General features: G+C 41.0%; 22 protein-coding genes and 1 tRNA gene. 10 read left to right on the forward strand and 13 right to left on the reverse strand.

Translation table 11 applies throughout. From position 1 onward, the window contains the following. Positions 1-24: 24 nt before the first annotated feature. The gene (locus IZT61_RS15245; protein WP_196097914.1) at positions 25-564 is read left to right on the forward strand and encodes a thioredoxin family protein; all 540 of its coding nucleotides are present in this window, start codon (positions 25-27) and stop codon (positions 562-564) included. Between the two features lie 114 nt (positions 565-678). Here IZT61_RS15245 and IZT61_RS15250 read toward each other — a convergent pair whose 3' ends face one another. Both IZT61_RS15250 and IZT61_RS15255 read right to left on the reverse strand, forming a co-directional pair. After that, a complete protein-coding gene (locus IZT61_RS15250; protein ID WP_196097915.1) occupies positions 679-894 on the reverse strand; it encodes a hypothetical protein in 216 nt (71 codons plus the stop codon). A 173-nt stretch (positions 895-1,067) separates the two neighbouring features. Beyond that, positions 1,068-2,765, reverse strand: a complete 1,698-nt coding sequence (locus tag IZT61_RS15255) for a glycoside hydrolase family 3 protein (protein WP_317193163.1) — start codon at positions 2,763-2,765, stop codon at positions 1,068-1,070. 270 nt (positions 2,766-3,035) lie between these two features. Between IZT61_RS15255 and IZT61_RS15260 the strand changes: the two genes are divergently transcribed. Beyond that, complete coding sequence (locus tag IZT61_RS15260) at positions 3,036-3,215, forward strand: hypothetical protein (protein ID WP_196097916.1); 180 nt, start codon at positions 3,036-3,038, stop codon at positions 3,213-3,215. Between the two features lie 59 nt (positions 3,216-3,274). On the opposite strand, the gene IZT61_RS15265 is transcribed toward IZT61_RS15260, so the two are convergent. The 9 genes from IZT61_RS15265 to IZT61_RS15305 form a co-directional block, all read right to left on the reverse strand. Further along, positions 3,275-3,952: an NAD-dependent epimerase/dehydratase family protein gene (locus tag IZT61_RS15265; RefSeq protein WP_196097917.1), complete on the reverse strand. Its 678-nt coding sequence runs from the start codon at positions 3,950-3,952 to the stop codon at positions 3,275-3,277. Positions 3,953-3,982: 30 nt separating this feature from the next. Beyond that, complete coding sequence (locus tag IZT61_RS15270; protein ID WP_196097918.1) at positions 3,983-4,735, reverse strand: hypothetical protein; 753 nt, start codon at positions 4,733-4,735, stop codon at positions 3,983-3,985. A 125-nt stretch (positions 4,736-4,860) separates the two neighbouring features. Further along, the gene (locus IZT61_RS15275; protein WP_196097919.1) at positions 4,861-6,999 is read right to left on the reverse strand and encodes a S9 family peptidase; all 2,139 of its coding nucleotides are present in this window, start codon (positions 6,997-6,999) and stop codon (positions 4,861-4,863) included. A 422-nt stretch (positions 7,000-7,421) separates the two neighbouring features. Then, entirely contained in the window at positions 7,422-8,933 is a 1,512-nt protein-coding gene (locus IZT61_RS15280) for a sulfatase (RefSeq protein WP_196097920.1), read from the reverse strand. 1,154 nt (positions 8,934-10,087) lie between these two features. Beyond that, a tRNA-Ser gene (locus IZT61_RS15285) sits at positions 10,088-10,175 on the reverse strand. Positions 10,176-10,222: 47 nt separating this feature from the next. After that, positions 10,223-11,173, reverse strand: coding sequence for an SPFH domain-containing protein (locus IZT61_RS15290; protein WP_196097921.1), 951 nt, complete (start codon positions 11,171-11,173; stop codon positions 10,223-10,225). Continuing rightward, the gene (locus IZT61_RS15295) at positions 11,170-11,616 is read right to left on the reverse strand and encodes an NfeD family protein (protein WP_196097922.1); all 447 of its coding nucleotides are present in this window, start codon (positions 11,614-11,616) and stop codon (positions 11,170-11,172) included. The genes IZT61_RS15290 and IZT61_RS15295 overlap by 4 nt, the downstream gene beginning before the upstream one ends. Before the next feature lie 641 nt (positions 11,617-12,257). Continuing rightward, positions 12,258-13,688 (reverse strand): pyruvate kinase, encoded by a 1,431-nt coding sequence (gene pyk, locus IZT61_RS15300; protein ID WP_196097923.1) that lies wholly within the window; start codon positions 13,686-13,688, stop codon positions 12,258-12,260. A gap of 148 nt (positions 13,689-13,836) precedes the next feature. Further along, positions 13,837-14,256: an IPExxxVDY family protein gene (locus IZT61_RS15305; RefSeq protein ID WP_196097924.1), complete on the reverse strand. Its 420-nt coding sequence runs from the start codon at positions 14,254-14,256 to the stop codon at positions 13,837-13,839. 157 nt (positions 14,257-14,413) lie between these two features. Between IZT61_RS15305 and IZT61_RS15310 the strand changes: the two genes are divergently transcribed. The 3 genes from IZT61_RS15310 to rnc all read left to right on the forward strand — a co-directional run bounded on the left by IZT61_RS15310 (position 14,414) and on the right by rnc (position 16,749). Then, entirely contained in the window at positions 14,414-14,650 is a 237-nt protein-coding gene (locus IZT61_RS15310; protein WP_008508386.1) for an acyl carrier protein, read from the forward strand. A 21-nt stretch (positions 14,651-14,671) separates the two neighbouring features. Further along, the gene (gene fabF, locus IZT61_RS15315; protein WP_196097925.1) at positions 14,672-15,925 is read left to right on the forward strand and encodes a beta-ketoacyl-ACP synthase II; all 1,254 of its coding nucleotides are present in this window, start codon (positions 14,672-14,674) and stop codon (positions 15,923-15,925) included. Between the two features lie 95 nt (positions 15,926-16,020). Further along, entirely contained in the window at positions 16,021-16,749 is a 729-nt protein-coding gene (gene rnc / locus IZT61_RS15320; RefSeq protein ID WP_196097926.1) for a ribonuclease III, read from the forward strand. Between the two features lie 190 nt (positions 16,750-16,939). Here the strand turns inward: rnc and IZT61_RS15325 are convergent, their stop codons facing one another. Both IZT61_RS15325 and IZT61_RS15330 read right to left on the reverse strand, forming a co-directional pair. Then, positions 16,940-17,650: a hypothetical protein gene (locus tag IZT61_RS15325; RefSeq protein ID WP_196097927.1), complete on the reverse strand. Its 711-nt coding sequence runs from the start codon at positions 17,648-17,650 to the stop codon at positions 16,940-16,942. After that, positions 17,647-18,381 (reverse strand): peptidase associated/transthyretin-like domain-containing protein, encoded by a 735-nt coding sequence (locus IZT61_RS15330; RefSeq protein WP_196097928.1) that lies wholly within the window; start codon positions 18,379-18,381, stop codon positions 17,647-17,649. Before IZT61_RS15330 ends, IZT61_RS15325 begins: the two co-directional genes overlap by 4 nt. A gap of 64 nt (positions 18,382-18,445) precedes the next feature. On the opposite strand from IZT61_RS15330, the gene IZT61_RS15335 reads away from it, so the two are divergent. The 5 genes from IZT61_RS15335 (at position 18,446) to nadD (ending at position 22,252) form a co-directional block, all read left to right on the forward strand. Next, positions 18,446-19,183: a lysophospholipid acyltransferase family protein gene (locus tag IZT61_RS15335; protein WP_196097929.1), complete on the forward strand. Its 738-nt coding sequence runs from the start codon at positions 18,446-18,448 to the stop codon at positions 19,181-19,183. A gap of 286 nt (positions 19,184-19,469) precedes the next feature. Further along, positions 19,470-20,333, forward strand: coding sequence for a YicC/YloC family endoribonuclease (locus tag IZT61_RS15340; protein ID WP_196101331.1), 864 nt, complete (start codon positions 19,470-19,472; stop codon positions 20,331-20,333). Between the two features lie 69 nt (positions 20,334-20,402). Then, positions 20,403-20,972: a guanylate kinase gene (gene gmk / locus IZT61_RS15345; RefSeq protein ID WP_196097930.1), complete on the forward strand. Its 570-nt coding sequence runs from the start codon at positions 20,403-20,405 to the stop codon at positions 20,970-20,972. 34 nt (positions 20,973-21,006) lie between these two features. Continuing rightward, entirely contained in the window at positions 21,007-21,210 is a 204-nt protein-coding gene (gene vapB / locus IZT61_RS15350; RefSeq protein WP_196097931.1) for a type II toxin-antitoxin system VapB family antitoxin, read from the forward strand. Between the two features lie 469 nt (positions 21,211-21,679). Continuing rightward, positions 21,680-22,252: a nicotinate (nicotinamide) nucleotide adenylyltransferase gene (gene nadD / locus IZT61_RS15355; protein ID WP_196097932.1), complete on the forward strand. Its 573-nt coding sequence runs from the start codon at positions 21,680-21,682 to the stop codon at positions 22,250-22,252.

Here is a 22,252-nt window from a genome sequence, read left to right on the forward strand (position 1 = left end):
TTGCTTTTATTATTAGAAAAAATCATGAAAAATCTATTAGTCTTATTAACGGCTGTTCTTATTTCGGGCGCAGCATTTGGTCAGGCCAAAACGGCTGGTGTGCATATTTACAATCCCGAAGCCAACGCCATGGCCGATATTAAAGCGGCAACAGAAAAGGCAGCCAAAGCCAACAAACACGTGCTTGTTCAGGTGGGGGGTAACTGGTGCACGTGGTGTATTGCGTTCCACAATTTGGTTGATACCACCGCAAGCTTGAAACAAACCATTAACGATAATTACGAGTACATTTTGGTAAACTGGGACAAGGATCATCACAATGATGAAGCGATGAAATACCTCGGTTTTCCGAACCGTTTTGGCTATCCGGTATTTGTGGTATTAGATGGTAAAGGCAAGGTTTTGCACATCGAAAATTCATCGTATCTTGAATCTGATGAAATTGGCGCCAATGGAAGAAAAAAAGTTGGACATGATGTGAAAAAGATCACTTCGTTTTTGAAAGGCTGGACAGTTGCTGCCGTTGATCCTGAAAACTACAAACCAAAAAAGACAGCAGGCTAGGACGCTAAATGACTAAAGCTGAAACGCTAAAGCAGAGGGCTAAGGTAAACAGCCAAAAATTATAGAAAAGCCGCAGTTTTCAGACCTATGTCTGTAAGCCTGCGGCTTTCATTTTTAATCGTTCAGATCTTCTTCGTCGTTACGATCAACATCATCTAAATTCAGTTCGTACGATGCTCTCGAAGCTTCGTCAGCCTGCTCCAGTAAATCCTTATCGTGCTCGATATTGGTATCATCGCCATCCAGTTCATTTATGTTTTCGGTATCGTCCTCTCTGCGTAAAGCATCATTTGGGTCGTTCGAATAATCTTCGTCTTGTGGATCTATCATAACTTTTGGGTTTTTAATAGATAATGATTTTAAGGCAGAAATTGTTTTAAGTTTTTTGAAGCAGAAAGATTGGTAGTTAAACTCAAATACAAACAAAAAATGCCAGATAAAGTTATCCGGCATTTTATTTAAGATCATCAAGTTGTCAAGCCTTTGCAGGCGAAAGTTGCGGATTATAACCCGTCGCCGAATTTATAATTTGGCAAAATACTCACCGGTAATTTCCCCGATGGGATTAATCGGTTGTTGATTACTGCTGCGGCCGAAACCTGCATGTAATCTTCTTTTTGATAACCAATAACTAAGCCTTTGCTCTTTTCGAGGCCTGGCAAACCCGCGAGGTTATAAGGGTTGGCAAATAACGCGAACACCGCATTTTTTGCTGATAAATCTTTAATAAAATTTTTGACACCAGCATTTAACGGGATGTTATTTGCAGGCCGCGATCGGCTATCGTGAATACCAACAATTATTTGATCAAAAGCAGCCACTTCCCTGGCAATGTTAGAGATTTGTGTGCTCGACGCATCTTTATCCAACACATAATAAACAGAATTATAATAGCCTTTCGAAATTTCTTTCTGAAAGCGGGTAACCCCCGGAACGCCAATGCTGATAATTGCGGTTCTTCTGATCGGAATTAGATTTTTGATATATTCTTTGCCTCTTAACAGCGTAACCGAGGCATTGGCCAATTGCTGTACGAGCGCATTGCTCGTATTGCGGTTAATGCCCGCACTTAGGCCCGGAATGGCAATTGTATCTCTATTTGCAAAACCAGCCCAATATTTGGCAGTCAGAATTTTTTTAACACTTTCGTTAATGGTATTTATATCTACACGACCTTGACGAATCGCCTTTCTGATTAATTTGTTTGCCCTCTCGCTGTTCTCCGAAAGCTCCAAGATGTCGTTTCCGGCAATAATGCCCCTCAAATCTGCCTCGCCTTCCTTAAAATATTTTACCACGCCCTTCATGTCCATCGCATCAGAAATAATCAGACCTTTAAAGCCGAGTTTTTCCTTTAAAATGCCTGTTACGATAGGTTTTGATAGGGTAGAGGGTAAGTTTTTTGTAGTATCGAGCGATGGAATGTTCATGTGGGCAATCATAATTCCCGATGCACCTTCTTTTATCAGCTGCTTAAAGGGGTACATTTCAAGGCTATCTAAGCGTGCGGCGCTAAAAGTAAGCTGCGGTAAATCGTAATGAGAATCTACATCAGTATCGCCGTGGCCCGGAAAGTGCTTCAATGTGGTAAGCAAGCCGCCCTCTTGCATCCCTTTCATGTAAGCACCAGTTTTGCTGGCCACGTTAAATTTGTTTTCGCCAAACGATCGATAATTGATTACCGGATTTTTAGGATTATTGTTAATGTCTGCATCAGGTGCTAAATTCATTTGCATGCCCAAACGCTTATAATCTTTGGCCACTTCGAGCCCCATTCTATAAAGTAAATCCTTATTTTGAATTGCACCCAATGTCATTTGATAAGGATACGAAATGGTGCTATCCAGGCGCATGCCAAGGCCCCATTCGCCATCGTTGGCCACAATTAAGGGTACTCGGCTCAACTTTTGGTACGCATTGGTAGCAATTGCCTGTCGCACCGGGCCACCCTGAAAAAAGATAACGCCACCTAGTTGCTCCTTCTTAATTACCTGCCCAACCGAGTCAATGTATTTTTGGCCCAGGTTGGTATGCGCCCTAACAAAGAACATCTGCGCAATACGCTCTCGTCGGTTTAATTTTCTGAATACCGAATCAACCCATTTCGGTTGATTGGCTAGCATTTCTAAATAGGTTTTCTGTTGTGCGCCTGCAGAAAATGCAACAGCGCAAAACGCAAATAATATGAATCTCTTTTTCACGTTGTAATGTTGTATCCGATTGCGCGAAGTTAACAATCGAAACACGAATTAAACAAAAACTAATCCAAGTAAAGAATTTAATACAATAGGTTGTAAATAGGCATAAGTGGCGGTGAAAAATGTGGGTAATATAGATTAAAAAAAGTGGGGGACACGCCGTCTTTTGGGTTCTCGCTCTGCAAACAACGTGATCTGCCAAAAATTAAAACATAATCGAAAGTGAGCGGTTAATTATATAGCGCTCCGCAATGTTTACTAAAATCTACAGTTATGAAAAACACGAGCATTCCAAAAAACAACCCAACGGTTCAGGGCAATTCTATTGCAGACAGGGCGAACCACGATGTAAAGACCGATAAGAAAATGCAGGGAATTACGAATGGTGGCGGCCAACGTTCTGATCAAACCTCAAACAAAGACAATCAACGTAAGGTTGACAACAAAAAATAGCGATTTTTAATGCTGAGCCCACCAGGTGTTATGCGCTTAGTGGGCTTGGCAAATTTCGCTTAGGTGCCCTGGCGGGCCAGCGCTATAATATCTTTCCCCTCCAATATTTTTCGCTCGTTATGATGCTTCAGTGTATTAATCATCGCATCGCCGAGTTCTTCCATTGTGCAAAACCCGTTCGGGAAAAATTTCCTTCCCAGTGGGAACATCCAATTGATGTATTTATAAAACTTGTGAGCAAACTTCTGCCCCGGAATGGGTTTAATAAAACCAGGCCTAAAATTAAATACCTGCTCAAAAGGCAATTGATATAAGTCGGTTTCCGTATCGCCCTTTACTTTTTGCCATTTTAAGCGTCCGTTTTTATTCGTTCCGCTGCCAGAAACGTAACAAAACGTCATCGCGTTATTTAGTTTACTTAACGTTTGGGCAACATGCATTGTAAGCGTGTAAGTCATTTTAAAGTACACATCGTCGGCAACCCCAACCGAGCTGATGCCCAGGCAGAAAAAGCATGCATTATAACTGGAAAGGTGTTGCTCAATAGACGAAAAATCGAAGAAATCTTTATGGATTATTTCCTTTAGCTTGGGATGGGCATAACCGCAGGTTTTGCGATTGATTACCAAAACGGAATCAATTTCAGCGCTTTTAAGGCACTGAATTAGAACACCTTCTCCAACCATGCCCGTACTTCCAGTTATAATTACCTTGTTTTTACCCCTTGGTTCTTCCATAAAATTCAATTTAACTAATAACTGTTGAAGTTAACGTTTGTTTGGTTTAACGAATTCTGCATAACTTCTTTTTATATACATCAATAGCTGATAATCGCTCATCTTCTTTACCTCTACTGCAGTTGGGAGATATCTATCGACAAAAATTTGTAGTGAATCATTTGCAAGACCTGTAATATCGACAATTTTTTTGGCGTTAAAGCGGCGATTGATGTAATTGCTCTCCTCATCTTTCAATTGTACTTTCTGCAGTTTTGAAATGGATGATTTATCCTTTGTGAGTAAGCCAATTGTTTTTAAAACATCAAAACTGATGATGGAAGAAGTAGAGTTTGATACCAAATTTGAACCTGGTTGCTTACGCCTAAGTCCTTTTTTTACTAAAACATCTTTTATCGTTGGCGCCTTATAGTCGAAAATGTTAGCATACTCTTTTCGCATTTTTAACGAATCGGCCAGATAATCTCTTTTAGATACAATAGTAATATCATCTAATGTGATAGAAGTTGGCCTAAGATAGATTTTTACGTTCGGGAAGATGGTTAACAGGCTCAATTCATCATCTTGATAGCCGAGTTTATGGATTTTTACAGATCCCAATGTACCTACTACGCCGAGTTTAAATGTCCCATCTGCCGCAGTGAAAGTATTTCGCAAACCATAACTTATCACAACATGCGCTAAAGGCAACTTTGTCGACATATCAAATACTTGCCCATTAATTTGTTGGGCGCATACGTTACACGATAGAGCAATTAATGCAAACAATAACAGCGTTTTCATAGATAACTGGTTTTTTCTAAAGTACCAATTAAAACGCTGAACCGTAAAAGTTTAACAAATGTTAACCTGTTCACTGTTTTAATGCGCATAAAAAAAGGATAGCTTTTTTGGGCTATCCTTTCCTATTATCTTGTTGGTCCTTTAATCAGGTAATCTTTTGGTGGTTCTGCACCTAATAAATTTTGTACAAAGTAATCCCATCTTCTTCTCATCATATACGGCGAATACGCTCCGTAACCATGCGCACTATTCGGAAATATCACTAAATCGAACGATTTATTTGCTTTTTCCAGCGCTTCTACTACCAATAAAGTATTGTAAGGAGGCACGTTATCGTCCATCATTCCATGTACGAGCATCAGTTTTCCCTTTAGGTTTTTAGCGTAGTTTTGATTGGCCTGCGCTTCATAATCTGAGTTCTCCACAAAACCATTGTAGCGTTCGCCCCAATCGTCTTCATAATTTCTGTTATCGTGATTCCCTGACTCAGCAATGCCTACCTTAAAGAAATCGGGATAACGGAACATGGCAGCCGCGGTAGCAAATCCGCCGCCCGAATGACCCCAGATACCAACTCTTGTAGTGTCAATCGGAAACTTTTCTGAAAGTTGTTTAATCGCAGTAATCTGATCAGGCAAAGTATTTTCCGCCATGTTGCCATAGCTCATATCGTGAAAGCTTTTAGAGCGATCAGGGTTGCTGGTGCCTTCAATTACCACAACAATAAAGCCCAATTCGGCCAAGGCCTGGTTATCGCCACGCGAAGCAGCAAACGACCAGTTACCAACGCTTCCGCCTTGAGGGCCCGGATAAATGTAATCGATCACCGGGTATTTTTTACCCGATTCCATTTTCGTTGGCGTAAAAACCAAACCGTAAATGTCAGTTTTGCCATCGTGTGCCTTCACCGAAACCGGAGTTGGCGCTTTCCAGCCCGTTGCAGCTAGCCTGCTCACGTCGGTTTTTTCTAATGATAGCAGCAGCTTTCCGTTCAAGTCTCTCAAAACCGTAACCGATGGTACATTTGGTTGAGAGTAAGTATCTAAAATGTATTTTCCTGATGGAGAAAAGGTACTGATGTGGTTGCCCTCTTCTGGTGTTAACGAAACGAGGTTTTTGCCATCGAAACCGATCTTATACAAATGCGTAAAATAAGGGTTTCCTGCCTCGCGGCCATTGCCAACAAAATAGATGGTGCGTGTTTTCTCATCCACTTTTAGCACCCTTGCAACTACAAAATCGCCCTTGGTAATTTGGTTTTTGAGCTTTCCCGTAGTCGAGTCATATAAATAAAGATGTCCCCAGTTATCTCTTTCCGAGTACCAGATAATTTCTTTTGATGCAGGTAAATAGCTCCAGTTTATCGCCCCCTGGCCCGATTCGTACTGGGTTTTTACCTTTTCTTCGAAAACTTCCCGAACTGCACCGGTTAATGCGTTTGCAATTCTGAATTTTTCAATTTTATGGTCTCTCGAAGTTGAAACAAAAGCCAGTTCAGTTCCGTCTGCCTTCCAGTCAATATCATCAAACGTTCCGCTGCTCGAAATATCATCACTCAAGGTTGCCCGGTGCGGATCGGGAGCTACATCAAGCGAAATCACCTTGGGGTTTACCACATCAATCACCACTCTTCTGATCGTAGGAATTTCCTTATCGTCGGGAAGCGGATATTTCCACGTACTCAGCGTTGGCGAGCCTACGTTGGTACTTACCAAATACATATCTTTCGAGTTGCGCTGATCTTGCTGAAAGGTAGCTATCTTTTTTGAGTCGGGCGACCAACGGAGGATCGGTGCATCGCTGTGTTTCCATCCCGCATTGTCGGTGGCGTAGCCATAATCTTTTATGCCATCTGTGGTAAGCTGCGTTAGCTGGCCGTTTGCAATATCTTTAACATAAAGGTTGTAATCTTTTATTAAGATCGATTTTTTACCATCGGGCGATAGAACCTCATTTCTACTGTTGCCACGCATGCTGCCCGGCGTGTTGTTGCTGTTTTTGTACGCAGTGGTTAACTTTTTGCTTTTTGCTGCAGGATCGACCAGATAGGTTTGCTCACCGCTCGGGGTTTTTACCGTGTACCAGAATTTATCGTTTTCAAGCCATTTCGGTCTCACCGTACCGCCATCGATAAGTGGCTCGGTATTGTAACTCATAAAGCGTTCGGCACGCTCGTAATCTTGAGCCGTTAATGCCTGCTTTTGTTGAGCACTTGCTGTAAGCGCCAAAGAACAAGCCGCTATGCTCAGCCAATATTTATTCATAATTTCTTAGTTAATCTCGATTGTAAAAATAGTACAGTTTCATAAATTGACGGGTATTAAAAGTGATACAAATAGCGTTGAAAAAATATTAATGCATCTTAATTTGCTGCTCAGATTACTATTATAGCCGCTTTTTTTGATTATTTAAGCTATTTTTAGTATATTAGTTTGTAACGATAAGAAATAATTGACTCTTTGCCTGGTAGATTAGCCAAAACGCTGATTATAAACAGCGTTTTCCCGCTAAAATAACTGTGCTGCAAAAAAGCCAGTTACGCCATTCACCAGTAAAAAAGGTTTTTCCAATTATCTGCTTATCCATCCCTATTTTTTGTTCCATTCATCAACAGGTTATCTATAACCTGTTGATATTTTATTGCTATTTACTAATCTATTCCAAGGTTTAGCAAGCATCTGTTGCTTCACTTTACAATTTCGTCTGGCCAGGCAACAGTTTTGCCATTTGCCCGCCATGTTGGCAATTGGGCACCACGTTTTTTAAGCTCGGCAGTCCAGATTTTGGCCAGTTCAACAACCTTTGCCCCATTTGAAATTGACAAGTCGTGTTGCTCGCCGATATCATCCTTTAAATTATAAAGCTCAAGTTTCTGCTGTTTCATTAAATAAACCAACTTCCAATTGCCCAATCGCATTGCGCTCGACCACGCGTAGCCTTCGTCTTCATTTCGTGTCCAACGGTTTGGATAATGGAAAAGGATGGGCCGTGCGTCGGTTTTTAACGAAGCGTTTTTTATCAGGGGCAAATAGCTTTTACCGTCTAACTCATCATGGTTTTTTATTTTCGCGATTTCTAATATCGTCGGCATAAAATCTTCGGGCATAACGTACTGGTTTGTCTTGCTTCCGGCTTTGGCAGTCGTAGGCCACTTAACGATAAAGGGGATACGGATTCCGCCCTCATAAACCGACCCCTTACCAGCTCTTAACGGTAAATTTTGGGTGTTGCGCTGCCCGCCACGGCCAGTATTGGCAAGGCCGCCATTATCTGACATAAAAATAATTACGGTATTTTTTTCTATTCCCCTGGCTTTTACATAATCCAAAACGTCGCCCAAACTTTTGTCCATCCCTTCAATTAGCGAGGCGTAAGCGGCCTCTGTTTTATCAAGGCCAGCCTCTAAATAGTTGTTTACAAACCTTTTGTCAGCCTGAATGGGCAAATGCACTGCATAATGGCCCAGATATAAGAAAAACGGTTGCTTGTTTTTGATGGGATAATCTAAAGCGGATTTGGCCTTCAAAGTTAAAGCCTCAGTTAAGAAAGTATCGCTACCATAAAATTGCTGCAAATCGGGCACGGCGTTAAAGCTCGTTTTGCCAGGCATATTGCCATAGTTTTCTTCGCCAAGGTAACTCTGTGGATGGCCCAGCGACGAACCGGAGATATTGACTACAAAGCCAAGCGCTTGCGGGTCGCTTCCTGTTGTACCTAACGATCCCCAATGGGCCTTGCCAACATGCACTGTAAAATATCCCGCGTCTTTCAACAGCTGGGGTAACGTTTGCTTAACGGTAAAAGAGTTTTGATGATCGGTTACACTTAGGCCATTCATATTCCAGGCCGGTGGAGCTAACAAACTGTCTGGAAAATCAGTAATCTGATTCGCTGTGATAGAAGTCCAGTTGGTGATATGGGTTCGTACGGCGCTTTGACCGGTAATCAAACTGGTTCGCGTTGGTGTACAGACAGAATTGTTGTAGGCATTGCTAAATAGCATTCCTTCTTTGGCCATTCGCTCCATATTCGGCGTATGGAATTTTTTGTTCAGCGGCATTATTTGATTTCCAAACGGCTGCGAAGTGTCCATCCAGCCCATATCATCTACCAAAAATAAAATGATGTTCGGTTTTTCTTGAGCTTGACAACAGCGTAATGGAAATAGAAAAAGAAGTATAAAGAAGTGTTTTTTCATTTGACGAGTAAAATTAAGAAAAGCTGGCTGGCTGACCATCAATGTCATTTAGTTAAGGAAGAAACAAAAAACATTGTCACACTGAGCATTTCGACTACGCTCAATACAGGCTTAGTCGAAGGGCGATGTTTATTTGTTTTTTCCTACAGAAAAGGTCTTCGACTCCGCTCAGATCCGATAGCTATCGGATGACACCCGTGGAACTTAACTAAATGACATTGGGCTAAATGCTTCTCAATATAAGAAAAAGATTTATAATAGCGATTTGAAATGGCGCTTGAAGTTTTGTAAGGAACATTGGAGTTGTTAGCTTGCCCATGTTGACATTTTAAGTAATCCTTAAAGTCAGTTTAGAAAAACACAGGTATTGGGATGACAGGTTTGACGGTGTCATTCTGAGTGCAACGAAGGATCCGCAAGCGATGAAATGCAAAACGCCAACAACCCACTGCCAAAGCGTCGTGAGCAAGGACGAGAGATGTAACTTGCTTTCGAGAAATCCTATCGTGTGGCCATATCTTGGAAACATCGTTTGTTTAGTCGTCATTGCGAGGCCAGGCCTGTGTGAGCCGAAGCAATCTGATTTTACGAAGTGAAATTGCTTCCTAAAGAAGTTGGGACAGGCTGTGCCTCGCAATGACGATTGTTCATATCTCTGTCATCCTCAGCTGATCGTCCTTTCGACTGTAGCACCCCTATACCGATTTTCATCGGTCGCGGAACGGAGAAATCTTCGAATTTTCATTAAAAAATGGTTCAAAGATTTCTCCTCCAAAGGAGCTCCTACGGAGCGCTTCGGTCGAAATGACGATTGTCTTTGGCGGAGAGAGCGGGATTAACTTCGTTGATCCCTTGGCGGGGGAGGCTTCAAAGAACTAAAGCCTCGTTGCGCTCATTTTTTTGTTGTTCCTCAGCTCTGCTGAAGCTTAGCTTCGCAAATTCCCAGAAACAACAAAACCCCGTTTTTGGACGGGGCTTTAGTTCTATGGCGGAGAGAGCGGGATTAACTTCGTTGATCCCTTGGCGGGGGAGGCTTCAAAGAACTAAAGCCTCGTTGCGCTCATTTTTTTGTTGTTCCTCAGCTCTGCTGAAGCTTAGCTTCGCAAATTCCCAGAAACAACAAAACCCCGTTTTTGGACGGGGCTTTAGTTCTTTGGCGGAGAGAGCGGGATTCGAACCCGCGGTACCTTGCAGTACACACGCTTTCCAAGCGTGCTCGATCGACCACTCTGACACCTCTCCTAACAATGCTGTGCAAAAATATATTTTTTATTGATAAAAAAGAGTGCTTATTTTTTCGCCGGAATTATCGGGTTAGGCAAAGTATTTGTTTTACTCAACACCGAGGTGATGCTCGAAATCACTCCGGCAATATCAGATAAATCGGCTGGTACAATCATCGTATTATTGGTTTTTGCCAGTTTGCCGAATTCGTTTAGGTATTGTTCGGCAACACGGAGGTTAACGGCATTCATTCCGCCTTCGGCATTAATAGATTGCGCAATTTCGGTAATCCCTTTTGCCGTTGCAATGGCCACCATTTCAATTTCTGATGCCGTACCACTTGCCTCGTTTATTTTACGTTGCTTTTCACCTTCCGATCGGGCAATCATTTCCTGTTTGTCGCCTTCGGCACGGTTAATTTTCGCCTGTTTATCACCTTCCGATTCGGCAATTACTGCCCTTTTCTCCCTTTCGGCACGCATTTGTTTTTCCATGGCGTCTCTGATGGTTTGTGGTGGCGAAATATTTTTCACTTCGTAACGAGACACTTTAATGCCCCATGGCTCGCTGGCTTTATCTACCGCACTTACAATGGTTGCGTTTACGGTTTCTCTTTCTTCAAAAGTTTTATCCAGCTCCATTTTACCGATTACACTTCGCATGGTGGTTTGAGAGATCTGAATAACGGCAAAACGGTAATTGTCAATGCCATACGAAGCTTTTTGCGGGTCCATCACCTGCAGGTATAAAACCCCATCCACTTCAACTGCAATGTTATCTTTGGTAATACAAATTTGCGAAGCCACATCAATGGCCTGTTCCTTAAGGTTTTGTTTGTAGGCAATTTTGTCGATAAACGGGATCAGAATGTGGAAACCTGCATCTAATGTGCGACTATATTTACCTAAGCGCTCAATAATAAACACCGACCGCTGCGGAACAACTTTGAAGGTTGATAGAAACGCAATGAGAATAAAAATGATAAGAACGATTAAAATAATGGTTGAGGCTGTCATACTTTTATGGGTTTTACAATTAATAAAATGCTTTTGGTTTCTATAATTTCAACTTGTTGGCCTAAAGTGATGTACTCGTCTGATTTAGCATCCCAACTGGCGCCCTTAAATTCTACTTTACCGTTTTTTTCGGGGGTAATTTCGGTTTCGGCAAGTGCTATTTTGCCAATATACTCATCTTCAAGTACCTTCTGGCTTGCTTTATGCATGCCGAGCTTTTCTTTAACCCATTTCCTGAAGAGCACAACAGTAACGAGTGCACTCACCAAAAAAATGATTAATTGGGTATCTATGGCAATATCAAAAAACAGCGTAATAAGTGCAACAAGCCAGGCTGCAATACCAAAAAAGAATAAAATAAAGCCGGGGACTAAAAATTCGAGGAGAAAAAACGAAAAGCCTACAACGAACCAAAGTACCGAGATGTTCATAAGCTCATCCATAGTTTCGAAATTTGATTGTTGAAATATACTTAAAATTCTTCAAATTTAAAAACCTATGGTTGTTATACCAGTAAGTCGCTTTTAAACGTAACTACTGAACAAAAATAGATCAGCTACGGAAACATAGAAACCCCGCCCGCCTGAACGGGCGGGGAGGCGGGATCTTAATGCAAATGTATTACCCTTGTGTTAAGCTCCCCAGCCAAGCTACCAATGACAGCGCCGGTTTGTCATTCTGACGAAGGAAGAATCCGCAACCTACATCTCACCATCCTTGTCCCCTTCACTTGCCTTCTTTTGGCAGTGGGGATTTGGCGTTCTGCGTTTCATCGCTTGGGGATCCTTCGTTGCACTCAGGATGACAGCGTAAAAAAGCTGTCATCCCAACTCCTTTGTTTTTTAAACTAATCTCTGAGGATGACGACTGTTTATTGTTGGCGCTCAGGATGACAATATTTTTTATTTAATCCTTAACTATACGGCATTGGGCGGGCGTGGCAACTTAATGCCTGGTTTACTCAGGAAAGAGAAAAGATTAGCAAAAAGAACTTAAAGGGAGTTGCGCTGGTTGTTAAACTTTTTAGCGCAAAAAAAATACCCGGAGGAAACCCCCCGGGCATCAAAAATATTTTGAATGAAAATTAATCGATCACCGTAATTTTTAGCATGTTGGTTTTACCTTTAGCTTCCATCGGGATAGCAGCCGTATTAATTACAATATCGCCTTGCTTAACCAACTTCTTGCTTTTCAGTATTTCGTTCACCTCAATCATGGTATTATCAGTGCTTTCCCATCTGTCGTAGTAAAAGCCTCTAACGCCCCACAATAAACTTACTGCATTTAGTAATGCCCGGTTACTTGTAAAGATAAATGTTAAAGCCTCAGGTCTGTGGCTCGAGATTTCGAAAGCGGTATAACCACTTAAAGTCATAGAAACAATTCCTACTGCGTTGGTTTGTTTAGCTAAGAAACAGGCCGAATCGCAAATCGCATCACTTAAAAAAGATGGCGATTTTGGTTTCAAGAACTTATCTGGATTAAAAGGGTAGTTGTTTTGCTCGATGTTTTGAATAATTTTCTGCATCGTTTCGATAACGATTAGCGGGAATTCTCCAACAGAAGTTTCGCCACTTAACATTACCGCATCTGCACCATCTAAAACAGAGTTGGCCACATCGTTAACCTCAGCACGCGTAGGACGTGGGGTAGTAATCATACTCTCCAACATCTGTGTGGCAACAATTACAGGTTTAGAAGCGGCTCTACATTTGGCAACAATCATTTTCTGTAATAATGGCACTTCTTCCATTGGGCATTCAACACCTAAATCTCCACGTGCAACCATAATACCATCGGTAGCAGCAATAATTTCATCGATATTGGCAATGGCCTCCGGCTTTTCTATTTTGGCAATTACACGAGCCGTTTTGCCACGCTCGGCAATTATTTTCTTAAGTTCAATAATATCTTCGGCCTTACGAACGAAGGATAAACCAATCCATTCTACATCATTTTGAAGAACAAACTCAAGGTTTTCCCTGTCCTCTGGCGTCAATGACGGAATTGAAACTTTCGTGTTGGGCAGGTTTACGCCTTTACGCGAGGTTAAGATCCCACCGTGTACGATTTCGCAAACTACCTCATCCTTTAAGTTGGTAGATAAAACCTTCATTTGCAACTTTCCATCATCCAAAAGGATAATTTCTCCGGCTTGCACATCCTGAGGAAAGTTTTGGTAAGTGATATAAATGCGCTCCTCATTGCCCACACACTCATTGGTGGTAATTACAGTTGTTTTACCGTTAATTAAGTTAATGCCGCCCTCTTTAACCAGGCCGATACGGATTTTTGGTCCCTGTAAATCGGCAAGGATTCCAACGTTGTAATCGTATTTCTTGTTTAGATCTTTAATAGTATCTAAAACTGCTTGATGATCAGCTTGTGAGCCATGAGAAAAGTTTAAACGACAAACATCTAAACCAGCATTAAACATACTATATAATACTTCTGGCTTTGCTGATGCAGGTCCGAGTGTGGCAACAATTTTAGTTCTTGAATGAAAAGGTTTCATTTAATTAATTGATTTTAGCAATGCAGTAGGGAGCGCTAATTATTCTCTAAAATAATCAAACTGCATTAAAATTTATATATTTTGTTTTTTCGTTCGTTGTTTTATAACCGTCAAATATAGTGTATTTACTACACGAAGTATATATTTTTTATATTACCAAATTCTCCTTGCTCTTTAACTTTACCGGATCTATTTTTGCAGCTACCTGAATATCAGGAAGTTTGTTCAATCCGTTTATCAGATAATTTAAATCTTCCTGATCGATAAATTCTCTTATTATGATGAAGAAATCGACGTTGCCCATTTCAGGAACCAGTAAACCATCGCTGCTTCTATTGCTGATTAAATAATATTCTACCTCGCCCTGTTCTACAAAAAAATAGTATTTTGAGAACGACCAGGCCGGTTCATCTACATTAAAAAATATTTCGTGATCTTCAATTTTCTCAAACTGCGTGTTTAATCGGGTATTAATTTTGTGGCACAAAACATAGTCTTTCAATGGCGCTGTAATCGCAATCAACGTAAAATCAAGATCTAAGGTTAACTTTAGGTAAGTTCTATTCAAGGGAAATAATTTATTTAACAGAACGAAATTAAAAAACTAATTCTATATTCGCTTGTTATTTCGAAGCCAAATTGTGCTATCGAAATAAAAACATTTGAAAATTGTAAGAATTTATTTTTCTTTGCACAGAATTATTTAACCATTAAATTATAAAATTATGTCTGATATTGCTTCAAGAGTTAAGGCTATTATCGTAGAAAAACTAGGTGTTGACGAAAGCGAAGTTACGCCAGAGGCTTCATTCACCAACGATTTAGGTGCAGATTCTTTAGATACCGTAGAATTGATTATGGAATTTGAAAAAGAATTCAATGTAGCTATTCCTGACGATCAGGCTGAAACCATCGGTACAGTTGGTCAAGCGATTGCTTATTTGGAAAAAAACGTTAAATAGAATTACGCTTTTTCAGTATAAATGGAATTAAAAAGAGTAGTAGTAACAGGGTTGGGTGCGCTCACTCCTATAGGCAATAATGTTCCTGATTTTTGGGAAGGATTGACTAACGGGGTGAGTGGCGCTGCTCCTATTAAGGGTTTTAATACTGAAAAGTTTAAAACCAAATTCGCTTGTGAGGTAAAAAACTTTAATCCGGAAGATTTTTTGGAGAAAAAGGAAGCCCGCAAATTAGATCCGTTTGTACAGTATGCTCTTGTAGCTACTGATGAAGCCGTTAAGGATGGAGGATTCGATTTCGAGAAATTGGATACCAACCGCATCGGTGTAATCTGGGGTGCAGGCATAGGTGGGTTGAAAACCTTCCTTGATGAAATTTCGAACTTTGCCAAGGGAGACGGTACACCAAGGTACAATCCATTTTTTATTCCAAAAATGATTATTGATATCGCTCCAGGGCATATCTCTATTAAGTATGGCCTGCGTGGGCCAAATTTTGCAACTGTTTCAGCTTGTGCTTCATCTACCAATGCCATGATAGATGCATTTAACTATATCCGTTTGGGTATGGCCGATGTAATTATCAGCGGAGGTTCTGAAGCCATCATTAATGAGGCAGGTATGGGTGGTTTTAACGCCATGCACGCATTATCAACACGTAACGACGACCCTCAAACAGCATCTCGCCCGTTTGATAAGGACCGCGATGGATTTGTAGCCGGTGAAGGCGCCGGAACTATTATTTTAGAAGAACTTGAACACGCAAAAGCAAGGGGTGCAAAAATTTATGCCGAACTTGTTGGTGGCGGAATGAGTGCTGATGCCAATCACATCACCGCTCCACATCCCGAAGGTTTAGGTGCTAAAATGGTAATGACAAACGCGCTGAAAGACGCAGGTTTAACCACTGCCGATATTGATTATATTAATGTGCACGGAACTTCGACACCGCTGGGTGATATTAGTGAAACCAAGGCCATTGCTGATCTTTTTGGAGAGGATGCCTACCGTTTAAATATCAGTTCTACAAAATCGATGACTGGTCACTTATTAGGTGCAGCAGGTGCAATTGAAGCAATCGCCGCAATTCTTTCTGTGCAAAACGACATTGTGCCTCCTACAATCAATCATTTTACAGATGATCCAGCTTTTGATCCTAAACTGAATTTTACCTTTAACAAAGCGCAAAAACGCGAAGTTAGAGCCGCTTTAAGCAATACTTTTGGTTTTGGTGGTCATAACGCTTCAGTTATTTTCAAGAAATACGAGGATTAATTTGAGCTGCTTGATATATAATTTTTGTATTGCTAATTAAAAATAGATAACTTAGTTAAATATGCTGATTAGCCGTTAATTCTGTTATTTTTTTAATGCCGATATTTAGATTATATAAACTTTATCTTTCTCCCGAGAAAGAGTTCGTTAAAAAGCTGCGGAATATTTTAGGCTTTGTTCCAGGTAATGTAACGCTGTACCGAATGGCGTTCAGGCATCGATCTGTTGCAAAAGTGCTGAAAAATGGAAGCAGAAGTAGCAACGAGCGTTTAGAGTTTTTAGGTGATGCCGTACTGGGTTCTGTTATAGCCGAACTATTATTTAAGCACTATCCTTACAAAGAAGAGGGGTTTTTGACCGAAATGCGCTCAAAAATCGTTAATCGGGCAAACCTAAACCAGCTTGCAAAAAAAATTGGCTTCGATAAACTGATTCAGTTTGATCAGCGCTCTGTTAGCATCCAAACGAAACACAACTCCATGCTCGGCGATGCCTTTGAAGCTATCATCGGAGCCATTTATATGGATAAAGGCTATAATTTCACCAAAGAATTTCTGCTTAGGAGGATTGTAAAGCCGCACATTGATATCCATACACTCGAACTTACCGAAACTAACTTTAAAAGTAAACTCATTGAATGGTGTCAGCGCCATGGCAAAGATGTAATGTTCGAATTGGTTGAAAATGGCGAAGGCGAAAGCGCCAAGCTGTTTACCATCAGTGCAATTGTAGACGGCGAAAAACAAGGTACCGGAAGAGATTATAATAAGAAAAATGCCGAAAAACTAGCCGCCGAAAAAGCTTGCGAAACACTGGCGATCTAGTCTTATTGGTTCATTAGCTCATTGGTTTATTAGTTCAACAATCATTGTCGAATCGGTTAAATGGCTTACGGTTGATAAGTAAATCTCCATTTAGACCAAAGAACAACGATCGGACAATACGCTATGGATAGAGACTATGGACTCGGGACTAAAGACTCAAAACTCCCAACCCCCAACTCAAAACTCCAGCTTACTTCCCCTTGCCAAGTGTATCGGTAAATTTCTTCGACGATTCTTTAATGTACTTAATGTAATCGTAACTGTTCCAATATTGTGCTTTATCGTATTCTGGCCTGCAGTTGAGCATGTAGGTTTCCAAATCTTTACCTCTCAAATTGGTGTTGTTTTGAATAATAGTGCCATTAAAATATTGGTCGATTTGACTTTGCTTAATTTCGTTATCTGCGTATCGGCCAAACCGTCGGGCATTTTTAGGGTCTTTACCTACCAGGTTATACAAGGCATTGAGCGGACTAAAAACGGTTTGCAGGAACGATGATTTGCCGCCATTGTAAACCCCTTTGTTTTTAAATTCTTGCTTAATTTCGGCAAGGTCTTGCTTCTTCGTATTGCCACGAATTGTTACTTCATCCAACATGGTTGAGTTTCGCACTAAATAAATGATCAAATCCTGATTGCTCCGAACTACAATTTGTTGATCGAGCAGGTCACGCTTATTTACATATAAGGTATCGCCGATTTTGGCTTTTAGCTGAAACATTCCCAGGTCGTTGCTTCCTACGCCGAGTTTGGTGCGCTGATTGGTAATTTCTGCTAACGCCACTCTAATGTTCGACCCTTTTTCTATAACAACCCCTCTTACAATAAAATCCTGTGCTTTTGCACCAGCGCAAGCCATTAGTGATATGATGAATAAGAAAATGAGCTTCGGATATTTCATTGCATTGTTGTTTTTTTGTGGTTCAGGGTATCTGTATACCTGCGGGCAGATTCCTTGATGTATTTAATCGCGTCGTAGTGGTTCCAATTGTTAGCCAAACTGGTTGGCGGATAATAGTCAAGCAAAAACTTATCCAAATCTTTTCCTTTCAGGTCGGTATTTTCAATCACCAAACTTTTGTTAAAGAAACGGTCTACTTCCATCAAAGTTAGCTCTTTTTTATAATAGCGTTTAAATCGGCGGGCCTGGGCGGGCGTTTTGCCAAAAAGCTCGTAAAAAAATGTCAATGGATGACCGCCAAAGGGAATTAGCGAGATAAGGGGCGGCTTGCCGGCATAAAAAGAGCCGTTCCGTTTGTAGTCGCGGTTAATTTCTGCCATTTCCTGTTGTTTCGAGTTGCCTTTAACAACAACCTCATCTAACATGGTAGTGCCCCTGGTTAAATATACCACCAAATCTGTATTGGTTTTGACTGCCACTTTTTTGTCGAGCAGGTCTTTTTTGGTTACCAGTAAAGTATCGCCCATTTCTACGCTGAGCTGAAACATGCCAATCTCGTTACTAACAGCGCCCGTTTTCGATCGCATATTCGAGATTTTTGCCATGGCAATTCGCACGTTCGATCCCTTTTCAATTACCACACCTCTAATGATGAACGACTGGGCAAAAGCCTCGTTCGTAAACAAACCGCTTATCAGAAGCATCAAGAAAAGGAAAGGCCCGAGTTTCATTTTATGCAAGGTTTTTTTGTAAAATTAACATTTGTTAACTTTATAAACTGTTAAAAGAACGTTAATGTCCATCCGAAAATTTGCCGGCCTGCTGTATTTGATGTATTCATCCATCGTGTTTTTCATCTTAATGAATGCGGTATGTCCTTTCGTTATTTTAACCACGGGTATATTTAATGAACGTGCGGGAAGACGGATTGCTTTTATGTTCTTGAAGTTTTGGGCCTACAGCTTCAGCTTGCTCACTTTTCTGTGGTTCAGGGCAAAAGGAAGCGAAAAAATAAATACATCGCGATCGTATATTTATGTAGGTAACCACACTTCTTTTCTCGATGCGGTGGCTATTGTAATTTGCATCCCCCAGGCCTTCAGTCCGCTGGGCAAGATTGAAATGTTAAAGGTTCCCGTTTTTGGCTGGATTTACAAGCGCCTCGTGGTCATGATCGATCGCAGCAGCCGCGAAAGCCGCGACCAATCGGTGGCCGAACTTAGAAATCACTTGAACAAAGGTGAGTCGATCTTAATATTTCCTGAAGGTACGATGAATAAAACAGACGACTTGCTGGCTCCTTTTTACGATGGCGCATTTCGCCTGGCTATTGAGACGCAAACACCAATAATGCCCTTCGCCATTTTGAACAGTAAAGCGCATTTGCCACGACGGAATCCACTTTTGTTAAAGCCCGGTTTAATTAAAACAGTATTTGGCGAAGCGGTGGAGGTTAAGGGAATGGCCGCGGAGGATTTGGACAAGTTGAAAGCGAAGACTTTTAATGCCATTTTGACCATGCTTAAAACATAGCTCAGGGTAGTTTTTAAGTAGAAATGAATGCTCTGGTGCTGCCAGCCTGTGTGCAGTTATGCCCGCCCTGCAGGAAAAAGGCTTACCCAAAAAGCTTACTGCGTTGTAAAATAAACCTGATTGGAACGAGCACGCAGTAAAGTGTAAAGCGGGGCTGCAGGCCGCTAAGAGCTAGCCGCGTCCGTTTACTAAAAATTTTGATCGGGCAAGAAAGATTGGGACAATTGCCGATTTTGTTGCTTTATCGTTTCACGTTAAAAACCTATCTTTGCACATGATAAAATCCATGACAGGATACGGCTTAGCAACAGCCGATTATGCAAATGCAAAGTATAGTGTCGAAATAAAATCGCTCAACAGTAAATTTCTTGAGCTCAATTTAAAATATCCCAAGGCTTTTTCTGATAAGGAACTTGTGCTGCGCAACATCTGCAGCAAAGATATTGAACGTGGAAAAGTAAGCCTCAGCATTAATGTAGAGCGCACCAATGGCGATGTTACAGGAGCGAGCATTAATACCGCCTTGCTCACACATTATTACAATCAATTAATTGCGGTAAACGAGCAATTGGGAGCCGAAAGTAGTAATCTTTTGCAAACAGCACTGACTTTTCCTGAGGTAATTAGCTACAAGGAAGAAAGTGTGAGTGAGGATGAATGGAACCATTTATACCAGATTTTTACTGAAGCGCTGGCCAATTTTAACAAGTTTAGGGAAGATGAAGGATCTGTGTTAAAGGCCGACCTTGAACTCAGAATCAAGAATATCCTGTCTTATTTCGAATCAGTTGAAGCGCTGGAGCCGAAAAGGATTGCGCACATTCGGGATAAGTTTTCGCAGTTTTTAGAAGAGGCGGTTGGCAAGGTAAATGTGGATCAGAACCGCTTTGAGCAGGAACTGATCTATTACATAGACAAAATTGATATTACGGAAGAAAAAACACGCCTGAAAAGTCATTGCAATTATTTTTTGCAAACGTTGGCAAGCAAAGAGGCCAATGGAAAGAAGATGGGCTTTATTTCTCAGGAAATTGGCCGTGAGATTAACACCATGGGGGCAAAGGCCAACGACGCACAAATGCAACAGTACGTTGTGGGAATGAAGGAAGAGTTAGAAAAAATTAAAGAACAGTTACTGAATGTGTTATAGAAAGCTTAAAGCTAAAAGTTCAAAGATTAAAGCTTTGGACTTAATGCGTTAAGCTTTAGTTTTAAAAAAATGAAACAAGGCAAATTAATTATATTTTCTGCGCCATCAGGAGCTGGTAAAACCACCATCGTACATCATTTATTAAAGAAGTTTCCTGAACTGAGTTTTTCCATTTCGGCTACCACACGCGAGTTAAGGGGTAATGAGACACACGAAAACGATTATTACTTTATTACTAAAGAGGAGTTTTTGCACAAGGTGGCCCGTCAGGAGTTTGTTGAGTTTGAGGAGGTGTATAATGGTACTTTTTACGGCACGCTACGTTCGGAGATTGAACGCATTTGGAATGAGGGTAAGCACGTTATTTTTGATATTGATGTAGAGGGCGGTATTCGCCTGAAAAGGAAATATGAAGAGGATGCGTTGGCCATTTTTGTTCAGCCGCCATCGTTAGATGTTTTGAAAGAGCGGTTGAGCGGTCGCGGTACAGATAGCCCGGCGAAGTTGCAGGAGCGTTTTATCAAGGCGGAGAAAGAACTCACTTACGCCGATAAATTCGATGTAATTTTAAAGAACTACGATTTGACTACAGCTTGTGAAGAGGCGGAGCAGTTGGTGAGGGAGTTTTTGAAGAAATAGTTCCTTAAGAAAGTGGAAATTGTTATATTTGAGTATGACTGATATTCAACTGTATAGCCAGATTTCTTCATTGCCTTCAGATCTGAAGAAGCAGGTTTCTGACTTTGTTTCGTCGCTAAAGAAAAAATCAAAACGAAATGAAAAGCTGAAAGAGAGACAATTCGGTTATGCAAATGGTTTTTTTAAAATGTCTGCCGATTTTGATGAGCCATTGGAAGATTTTAAAGATTATATGTAACTTTTCCAATATTGTCAGATGAATCTGATAGCTGAATGGAAAGAAGTCAAGCTTTTAAAGCTTGACTTCTTGACTTTTTTTGTCATTGCCCCAAAGGGGTTACTTTGTAACGAGTATCAATCAGGTCCGTGTCCCTGAAAAAAATGATGACGTTTTAGATATTCTTTATGCATATAAGCACGGACTATGAACGGTCGTCATCCTCAGCTTGGCTCGGGATCTATTTAGCATGAACGCTAAGCATGAAAGATGCCGAGCCCGAAGCTTCGGGACAGCAAGGACGAAGCGGTTATGCGTGGTGGCTAAGCAAAATGCTAATGGATTTCTTGCGTATAAAACATAGCTGATTATGAGCGGATTACAACGGTGTCATTATAAGGTACGAAGCAATCCTATTCCAATAGACTTTAGTACGAAGATTGCTTCGTACCTCGCAATGACGGCGTTGATTTAAACTGAAAACTGAAAATTGAAAACTGGTCTTTTCTTTGGTTCTTATAACCCCATCCACACAGGGCATTTAATTATTGCCAACTACATGGCCAATCATACTGCGCTTAGCGAAGTTTGGCTGGTAGTTTCACCGCATAACCCTTTAAAGGAAAAAAGCGGATTGACAAACATGTACGACCGGTTGGAAATGGCAAAAATAGCAACGGAAAATGCTGAACATATCCGGGTGAGCGACATTGAGTTTGGCTTGCCGCAACCTTCCTACACCGTCGACACGTTAGCCTATCTGCATGAAAAGTATCCGGAACGAACGTTTGTTCTGATTATGGGCGCCGATAACCTGGCATCGCTTAAGAAGTGGAAAAATTACGAGGTATTGCTCAAAAATTATGAGATTTACGTTTATCCACGTCCGGGAGCCAATGTGAGCGAGTGGGGAAACCATCCTGCAATTACTTTTACCCAAACACCGTTAATGGAAATCTCATCCACATTTATCCGAAAGGCAATTAAAGAAAAGAAAAACGTTCAGTTCTTCTTGCCCGATAAGGTGATCGATTTTATTGATGGCAAGGGAATGTACCGGTAG

Source organism: Pedobacter endophyticus (genome assembly GCF_015679185.1).
In the GTDB taxonomy this organism is placed as follows: Bacteria; Bacteroidota; Bacteroidia; order Sphingobacteriales; family Sphingobacteriaceae; genus Pedobacter; species Pedobacter endophyticus.

Bases quoted from the DNA above. Each gene is read 5' to 3' on its own strand.
- IZT61_RS15270 (WP_196097918.1), bottom strand. From the start codon at position 4,735: ATGAAAACGCTGTTATTGTTTGCATTAATTGCTCTATCGTGTAACGTA.
- IZT61_RS15280 (WP_196097920.1), bottom strand. From the start codon at position 8,933: ATGAAAAAACACTTCTTTATACTTCTTTTTCTATTTCCATTACGCTGT.
- IZT61_RS15250 (WP_196097915.1), bottom strand. From the start codon at position 894: ATGATAGATCCACAAGACGAAGATTATTCGAACGACCCAAATGATGCT.
- IZT61_RS15330 (WP_196097928.1), bottom strand. From the start codon at position 18,381: ATGAAACTCGGGCCTTTCCTTTTCTTGATGCTTCTGATAAGCGGTTTG.
- pyk (WP_196097923.1), bottom strand. From the start codon at position 13,688: ATGAAACCTTTTCATTCAAGAACTAAAATTGTTGCCACACTCGGACCT.
- IZT61_RS15290 (WP_196097921.1), bottom strand. From the start codon at position 11,173: ATGACAGCCTCAACCATTATTTTAATCGTTCTTATCATTTTTATTCTC.
- rnc (WP_196097926.1), top strand. From the start codon at position 16,021: ATGCCGATATTTAGATTATATAAACTTTATCTTTCTCCCGAGAAAGAG.
- IZT61_RS15295 (WP_196097922.1), bottom strand. From the start codon at position 11,616: ATGGATGAGCTTATGAACATCTCGGTACTTTGGTTCGTTGTAGGCTTT.
- vapB (WP_196097931.1), top strand. From the start codon at position 21,007: ATGACTGATATTCAACTGTATAGCCAGATTTCTTCATTGCCTTCAGAT.
- IZT61_RS15265 (WP_196097917.1), bottom strand. From the start codon at position 3,952: ATGGAAGAACCAAGGGGTAAAAACAAGGTAATTATAACTGGAAGTACG.
- IZT61_RS15335 (WP_196097929.1), top strand. From the start codon at position 18,446: ATGTCCATCCGAAAATTTGCCGGCCTGCTGTATTTGATGTATTCATCC.
- IZT61_RS15260 (WP_196097916.1), top strand. From the start codon at position 3,036: ATGAAAAACACGAGCATTCCAAAAAACAACCCAACGGTTCAGGGCAAT.
- gmk (WP_196097930.1), top strand. From the start codon at position 20,403: ATGAAACAAGGCAAATTAATTATATTTTCTGCGCCATCAGGAGCTGGT.
- fabF (WP_196097925.1), top strand. From the start codon at position 14,672: ATGGAATTAAAAAGAGTAGTAGTAACAGGGTTGGGTGCGCTCACTCCT.
- IZT61_RS15340 (WP_196101331.1), top strand. From the start codon at position 19,470: ATGACAGGATACGGCTTAGCAACAGCCGATTATGCAAATGCAAAGTAT.
- IZT61_RS15310 (WP_008508386.1), top strand. From the start codon at position 14,414: ATGTCTGATATTGCTTCAAGAGTTAAGGCTATTATCGTAGAAAAACTA.
- IZT61_RS15245 (WP_196097914.1), top strand. From the start codon at position 25: ATGAAAAATCTATTAGTCTTATTAACGGCTGTTCTTATTTCGGGCGCA.
- IZT61_RS15325 (WP_196097927.1), bottom strand. From the start codon at position 17,650: ATGAAATATCCGAAGCTCATTTTCTTATTCATCATATCACTAATGGCT.
- IZT61_RS15275 (WP_196097919.1), bottom strand. From the start codon at position 6,999: ATGAATAAATATTGGCTGAGCATAGCGGCTTGTTCTTTGGCGCTTACA.